We start from the raw sequence: 6,211 nt of genomic DNA, 5'->3' as shown, positions 1-6,211 counted from the left end.
CGCAGACTTGTTTTCGGCTCTCCCGGGGCCCGGCCCGTCCGGACAGGCACCCGGGCACCACGGCCGCAGACTTGTTTTCGGCTCTCCCGGGGCCCGGCCCGTCCGGACAGGCACCCGGGCACCACGGCCGCAGACTTGTTTTCGGCTCTCCCGGGGCCCGGGGCAGCGCCGCCGCAGGTCAGTACTACGCGAGGCCCGCGCGCTCCAGCGCTTCCGTGCCCGCCCGGAGCGCCGCGATCCGCTCGTCCAGCGTGAAGCCCGCCGGTGCGAGGGTCAGAGTGGTGACCCCGGCCTCGGCGTACGCCTGCATACGGTCGGCGATCCGGTCCACCGAGCCCAGCAGCGTCGTCTGGTCGATCAGCTCGTGCGGAACCGCGGCCGCCGCGCCCTCCTTGTCGCCGGACAGGTACTTGTCCTGGATCTCGGCCGCTTCCTTCTCATAACCCATCCGCTGCGCAAGCTGGTTGTAGAAGTTCTGCTTGCGGCTGCCCATCCCGCCGACGTACAGCGCGGTGTACGGACGGAACATGTCGGCAAGGCCCTTGACGTCGTCGCCGATCGCCAGCGGCAGCGTCGGGCAGACGTCAAAGCCCTCCAGCGTCTTGCCCGCCTTCTCGCGGCCCGCCCGCAGATACTTGATCGCCGTGTCCTCGAGATGCTCCGCGGACGGGAAGATCAGCAGCGCGCCGTCCGCGATCTCACCGGTCTGCTCCAGGTTCTTGGGTCCGATCGCGGCGATGTACAGCGGGATGTGCTCGCGCTGCGGGTGCACGGTGAGCTTGATCGGCTTGCCCGGGCCGTCCGGCAGCGGGAGCGTCCAGTGCTCGCCCTCGTACGACAGGCGCTCGCGGGACATCGCCCTGCGGACGATCTCGACGTACTCGCGGGTGCGGGAGAGCGGCTTGTCGAACTTGATGCCGTACCAGCCCTCGGAGACCTGCGGGCCCGAGACGCCCAGGCCCAGGCGGAAGCGCCCGCCCGAGAGGGAGTCGAGGGTCGCGGCGGTCATCGCCGTCATGGCGGGCTGGCGGGCCGGGATCTGCATGATCGCGGAGCCGACGTCGATGCGCTCCGTCTGCGCGGCGACCCAGGTGAGGACGGTGGGGGCGTCGGATCCGTACGCCTCCGCGGCCCAGCAGACGTCATAGCCGAGCTGGTCGGCCTCCTTGGCGACGGCGAGGTTGTCTCCGTCCATCCCCGCGCCCCAGTAGCCGAGGTTGATGCCGAGCCGCATAACCGCTCCCTCTTACTGATCAGTAACGTCCCTTTCCGCGGACTCTAGCGCGGCTTCGGGAGATCCGGCAGAGGGAGGTTGTCCACAGGCTCTCTCAGGGTGGGCCCCTGGCCAGTAATCTCAGCGCCCATGGAGCAGAGGCATCTCGGCCGCACCGGCCTGCGCGTGTCCCGGATCGGACTCGGCACCCTGACATGGGGCCGGGACACCGATGAGCATGATGCCGCCGACCAGTTGAAGGTGTTCTGGGAGGCGGGCGGGACGCTGGTCGACACCGCAGATGTGTACGGCGGCGGGGACGCCGAGTATCTCCTGGGGCAGTTGGTCGAGCGGCTTGTGCCGAGGCGCGATCTGGTCATCGCGACGAAGGCGGGCAGCGTGCCCGATCCGGACCGGCGCTTCGACGGCTCGCGCGGGCATCTGCTCGCCGCGCTGGACGCGTCCCTGGAGCGGCTCGGGACGGACTACGTCGACCTCTGGCAGGTCCATGCCTTCGATCCCGGGACGCCGCTGGAGGAGACGCTCCAGGCGCTGGACATAGCGGTCAGCAGCGGACGGGCGCGGTATGCGGGCGTGTCGAACTTCTGCGGCTGGCAGCTGGCGAAGGCGGCGACCTGGCAGCTGGCCGCTCCGGGGGTACGGACCCGACTGGCCAGCACGCAGATGGAGTACTCACTGCTGCAGCGCGGGATCGAGCGCGAGGTGCTGCCCGCCGCGCTGGACCTGGGGGTCGGGCTGCTGCCGTCCTCGCCTCTCGGCCGCGGGGTGCTGACCGGGAAGTACCGGCATGCGACTCCGGCGGATTCGCGGGGGGCGTCGGAGCAGTTGGCGCCGTTCGTGGAGCCGTATCTGGACGAGACGGCGAGCAGCATCGTGGACGCGGTGGCGACCGCCGCGGACGGTCTTGCGGCGACGACGCTCCAGGTGGCGCTCGCGTGGGTGCGGGACCGGCCCGGGGTGGTGGCGCCGATCGTCGGCGCGCGCAATGCGCAGCAGCTCACGGCAGCATTGTCAGTGGAGGCCCTTAGTCTTCCTGACGAGATCTGCCAGGCGCTCGACGATGTGTCGGCGCCCGTGCACCGATATCCCGACCAGGACTGGAGCGAGCTGTGACTGCGCCTTCCGAGGGGATGCCGCCCCCAACAGCCGCTGCGCGGCGGGCCGAACCCCCGGCCGAGGACCGCGAGTCCGCGGACGGGGCGGCCGCCCCGACACCGGACACCACCAGCGTTGCGGACTCCGCCGAGGTCGCTGCCGACGCCGAGCCGGACGGCGCCACCGTGGCCGCTGACGAGGCCGCCGACGCTGAAGCCGCGGACTCCGCGGACGGCACCGCCGCGCCGGACGCGACGCCGGACACGGACGCGACCGGGACTTCGGACGCGGCCGCCACCGATGGCGCCGAGAAGGCGACCGAGATCTCCGAGACCGAGGCCGAGCTCGCCGCGCAGCGGGAGTTGCGGGCCCGGATCGAGCAGCGGAAGGCCGAGAAGGCAGCGCCCATCGAGAGCGGCGCCAAGCTGAGCGGGACGGCCGCCGATCTTCTCGCGGCGGTACGGGCCGTGGAGAGCGGCGAGCAGTCCGGCACCGCCTTCTTCGACTCGCCCGCTCGCTCCACCGGCGGGACCCCCACCGCCCCCGCACCCAGGCGACCCGCACCCACCGCGACCGAGCCGGTGCGGCCGCGGATTCCGGAGCCCGCCACGGCGCCGCGGGCGGCCGCGGCGGAGACCGTCACCGCCGTACGGGCCGTGCTCACCGAGGGCGGTGCGCCACAGGCGCTGGCGGCCCAGGTCTCCGAGGTGCTCGGAGAGCAGGCCGCGGACGCCCTGCGCGAGGATCCGTGGCGGCTGCTGGCCGTGCCCGGTGTCCGGCCGGAGCAGGCCGACGGGTTCGCCCGCGCGCTGCTCGGCGCCGAGTGCGGCCCGGGTGACGAGCGCCGGACGGCGGCCCTGGTCGGCTGGCAGTTGGAGCGCGCGGCGCTCCAGGGCCACACCGCGCTGGAGTCCTCCGTCGTGCGCGGTGCGCTGGCCGAGCGGTCGGTGCCCGATCCGGACGAGGCACTGCAACAGGCCATCGCCGAGGGCACCGTGCTGGTCTTCCAGGACGGCATCGAGGAGGCCGAGGAGGGGGACGAGTCCGCCCAGCCGCCCGTGCCCGTGCTGCTGGGCCTCGACCGGTACGCACTCGCGGAGGAGAGCCTCGCGGACGGCCTGGCGCGACTGGCCAAGTCGGGCGCCGATGCCCGGTGGGAGGCGGCCGAGCCCACGGAGCTGGTCCGCGCGATCGCGGCGAGCGGCCTGGTGGTGCACACCGGCGGCGAGGCGGCTCGCGCCGAGCCGGTCGCGCTGGCCGAGGCGGCACGTGCCCTCGGGCTGCGCGCGGTCGTCGCGGTCCACAGTGAGAACGGCAGCCGACGGCTCGGCCCGGCCGCGGTCACTGTCGCCGGGCTGCTTTCCGGGGCCCAGGGGCCCGGCCGGGACGGGGACGGGGCCTTCGCGCTCGATCTCCTGGTCGTCCTTGACGCGCCGCAACTGGACGTGGAGACCGCGGCGATGCTGGTCGAGTCGATGCCCGACGGCAGTCGGCTGGTGTTGAGCGGCGACCCCGGAGTGCTGGACTCGGCGGGCGCGGGCCGGGTGTTCGCGGATGTGCTGGCGGCGAGGGTGTGCCCGCAGACCGCCTCGCGGACGCCGGACCCCGGTCCGATCGGCGAGCTGGTCTCGGGCATCGGGATCGGCGAGCTGAACCAGGTGGCGGCGCCCGGCAAGGAGGTCGTCATCGTCCCGGTGCGGGACGCGGGAGAGGCGGTCCACCGTACGGTGCAGCTCGTCGCGGACTCGGTGCCACGGGCCATCGGAGTGCCGCCCGAGCAGACTCAGGTGATCACGGTCGGGCACGGCGGCTCCGCGGGGACGCACGCGCTGAATGCGGCTCTCAAGCAGCGGCTGAACCCGGGTCCCGGCAAGTTCGGCGGTTTCGACCCGGGCGACCGGGTGGCGTATGTCCCGGCGCTCGGCCGGACACTGCCCGGCACCGTCGTCTCGGCGGAGGCGGACGGCCTGCACCTCGACTGCGGGGGCACGCCCGTCCTCGTACCCAAGGAGCGGGTCGAGTCGGCGGTGCGGCACGGCTGGGCGTTGACGGCGCACCAGGCCGCGGGGATGCGCTGGCCCGCGGCGGTCGTGGTGCTGCCGGGCGATGCGGCGCAGGGGTTGAGCCGGCCGTGGGTCTACACCGCATTCAGCCGTGGGGAGCGCCATCTGTCCGTGGTGCACGGCGTGGACCAGGCGCTGCCGCGCGCGGTGGCGGAGGTCCCTGCCCAGGAGCGCACGACGCGGCTGCGGACGCTGCTCGAAGGGCTGCTCGCCCCGGCACAGTGATCAGTACGCCCCGGGGCCGCACCGAGGCCCCCGCCGCCAGGACGCGACGGGGGCCTCGGCTACGAACCCCCGCCTCGGCGTACCGGTCACGGACACCGGGCCTGGACGTCTCGCGCGGTCAGGACTCCACTTCGTCGATGTCGTCGTCCAGATCCGGGGCCAGCTCGTCCTCGTCGAAAACCGAGCTGACATCGAAGCGGCACACGATCCGCTCTGGGTCGGCCTGGTCGAAGGGCGTGCTCAGCCACTCCCCCGGCTCCGGAAGATCGTCCGCAGCCGACACCCACAGCGTGGAGTCGCCCTCCTCCAGGCCGAACTCCTTGTGCCGGGAAGCGATTTCGTCCGGTTCGAACTCCCCGAAGAGCACGCCGAGCGCCGCGTGCACGCTCGTGCCGACCACCGGGGCCGTCTCCGCGCGTTCTTCGTCGGGGTCCAGGTCGGCGATGCGCTGTGCCTGTGCGAGCAGTCGCTGCGGCTCGACCACCGCGTAGTCCCGGCGGATCAGCACACTGAGCGCGTTCGGCTCCTCGGGTCCCGTGTACGGAGGCAGTGAGTCGTCCGCACCCGGGATCTCGAACGGCGTCACCTCGTCGTAGCGGTCGTACAGGCGCTCGTCGTACGCCTCCGCCGCCGCGGCGAGGTGGTTGAACGCGTCGTAGACAGCCGGGTCGTCCTCGCCCGAGCGGTTCTCGACCGCCGCGAGGTGACGGTCCAGTGCGGTTTTGACCGCCTCGGCGGCGGCACGTACCTCGGCAGCGGTGGGCTGCGCAGCATCAGACATAGTGCAGACGCTATCCGTACCAGGGCTCTGCCCGCACAATAGATGCGATGCCGGAATACGAATTTGTCGACGTCTACGTGCCGCGCGGGGTCTCCCGCAAGGAGGCGACACGTCTGCTGACCGACCATGCCGAGTACGGACACTGGGAGTTGGACCGACTGAGTCTGCACCGGGACGGCAGCCGCAGGGTGCGGCTGCGCCGGCGCATCATCCGTCAGGTGCGCGCCACCTGGTGAGCGAGTAAGCAGTACGGAGCGGGCCCCACGACCGCGGGACCCGCTCCGTTTCATGCCCCTTCGTACCGTTACGTACGAATGTGCTGCACCGTGACCTCCTGGTTACGCAGAGGCGCGGGCGCGGCGGTAGAGCACCGCTCCCGCCAGCAGCAGACCGGCCCCGGCCGGGGCCAGCATGTCCAGCGCTCCAGCACCGGTGTGCGCCAGCTGACCGGCCCTCGGCGGGGTCACGGTCTGCGTGCCGGGGGTGTTCGGAGTGACCGGCACCTCGGCCCCGGGCTGAGTCGGGGTGCCCGGCAGGCTCGGGGTGCCGGGCTGAGTCGGGGTACCGGGCTGGGTCGGCGTGCCCGGCTGAGTCGGGGTACCGGGCTGGGTCGGCGTGCCCGGCTGAGTCGGGGTACCGGGCTGGGTCGGCGTGCCCGGCTGTGCGGGCGGCGTGTTGGCGCCGACGTTGCTGCCGCACTCGTTGGTGCTGGCGGGGTTGAGCAGACCCACGACACTGGCCGTGTTCCCGCACGCGTTCACGGGGACGTGGACCGGCGCCTGGACGTTGTTGCCGGAGGCAACACCGGGAGAG

Annotated in this window: 6 protein-coding genes; 3 read left to right on the top strand and 3 right to left on the bottom strand. The window is 72.6% G+C overall.

What is annotated here, in order from left to right; genetic code table 11:
* Window positions 1–184: 184 nt before the first annotated feature.
* The gene (locus tag ACI2LP_RS28530; protein ID WP_404727386.1) at window positions 185–1,234 is read right to left on the bottom strand and encodes an LLM class F420-dependent oxidoreductase; all 1,050 of its coding nucleotides are present in this window, start codon (window positions 1,232–1,234) and stop codon (window positions 185–187) included.
* A gap of 129 nt (window positions 1,235–1,363) precedes the next feature.
* Here ACI2LP_RS28530 and ACI2LP_RS28525 point away from each other — a divergent pair, with 129 nt between their 5' ends.
* Window positions 1,364–2,347 (top strand): aldo/keto reductase, encoded by a 984-nt coding sequence (locus ACI2LP_RS28525; RefSeq protein WP_404727385.1) that lies wholly within the window; start codon window positions 1,364–1,366, stop codon window positions 2,345–2,347.
* Window positions 2,348–2,364: 17 nt separating this feature from the next.
* On the top strand, window positions 2,365–4,617 hold the full coding sequence (locus tag ACI2LP_RS28520) for a helix-hairpin-helix domain-containing protein (RefSeq protein ID WP_404727421.1): 2,253 nt from the start codon (window positions 2,365–2,367) through the stop codon (window positions 4,615–4,617).
* 118 nt (window positions 4,618–4,735) lie between these two features.
* On the opposite strand, the gene ACI2LP_RS28515 is transcribed toward ACI2LP_RS28520, so the two are convergent.
* Complete coding sequence (locus ACI2LP_RS28515) at window positions 4,736–5,398, bottom strand: hypothetical protein (protein ID WP_404727384.1); 663 nt, start codon at window positions 5,396–5,398, stop codon at window positions 4,736–4,738.
* 47 nt (window positions 5,399–5,445) lie between these two features.
* Here ACI2LP_RS28515 and ACI2LP_RS28510 point away from each other — a divergent pair, with 47 nt between their 5' ends.
* On the top strand, window positions 5,446–5,634 hold the full coding sequence (locus ACI2LP_RS28510; protein ID WP_005319466.1) for a DUF5703 family protein: 189 nt from the start codon (window positions 5,446–5,448) through the stop codon (window positions 5,632–5,634).
* Between the two features lie 102 nt (window positions 5,635–5,736).
* Here the strand turns inward: ACI2LP_RS28510 and ACI2LP_RS28505 are convergent.
* On the bottom strand, window positions 5,737–6,211 hold a 475-nt coding region (locus ACI2LP_RS28505; protein WP_404727383.1), incomplete at its 5' end, for a chaplin family protein.

Origin of the sequence: Streptomyces sp. NPDC019890, assembly GCF_044903445.1 — a bacterium.
Lineage (GTDB): Bacteria > Actinomycetota > Actinomycetes > Streptomycetales > Streptomycetaceae > Streptomyces.
Note: the sequence above shows the minus strand (reverse complement) of the source record. Positions and strands in the feature narration are given on the sequence as shown.

Coding starts and splice junctions, on each gene's coding strand:
- ACI2LP_RS28530 (WP_404727386.1), bottom strand. CDS start 1,234: ATGCGGCTCGGCATCAACCTCGGCTACTGGGGCGCGGGGATGGACGGA.
- ACI2LP_RS28525 (WP_404727385.1), top strand. CDS start 1,364: ATGGAGCAGAGGCATCTCGGCCGCACCGGCCTGCGCGTGTCCCGGATC.
- ACI2LP_RS28520 (WP_404727421.1), top strand. CDS start 2,365: ATGCCGCCCCCAACAGCCGCTGCGCGGCGGGCCGAACCCCCGGCCGAG.
- ACI2LP_RS28515 (WP_404727384.1), bottom strand. CDS start 5,398: ATGTCTGATGCTGCGCAGCCCACCGCTGCCGAGGTACGTGCCGCCGCC.
- ACI2LP_RS28510 (WP_005319466.1), top strand. CDS start 5,446: ATGCCGGAATACGAATTTGTCGACGTCTACGTGCCGCGCGGGGTCTCC.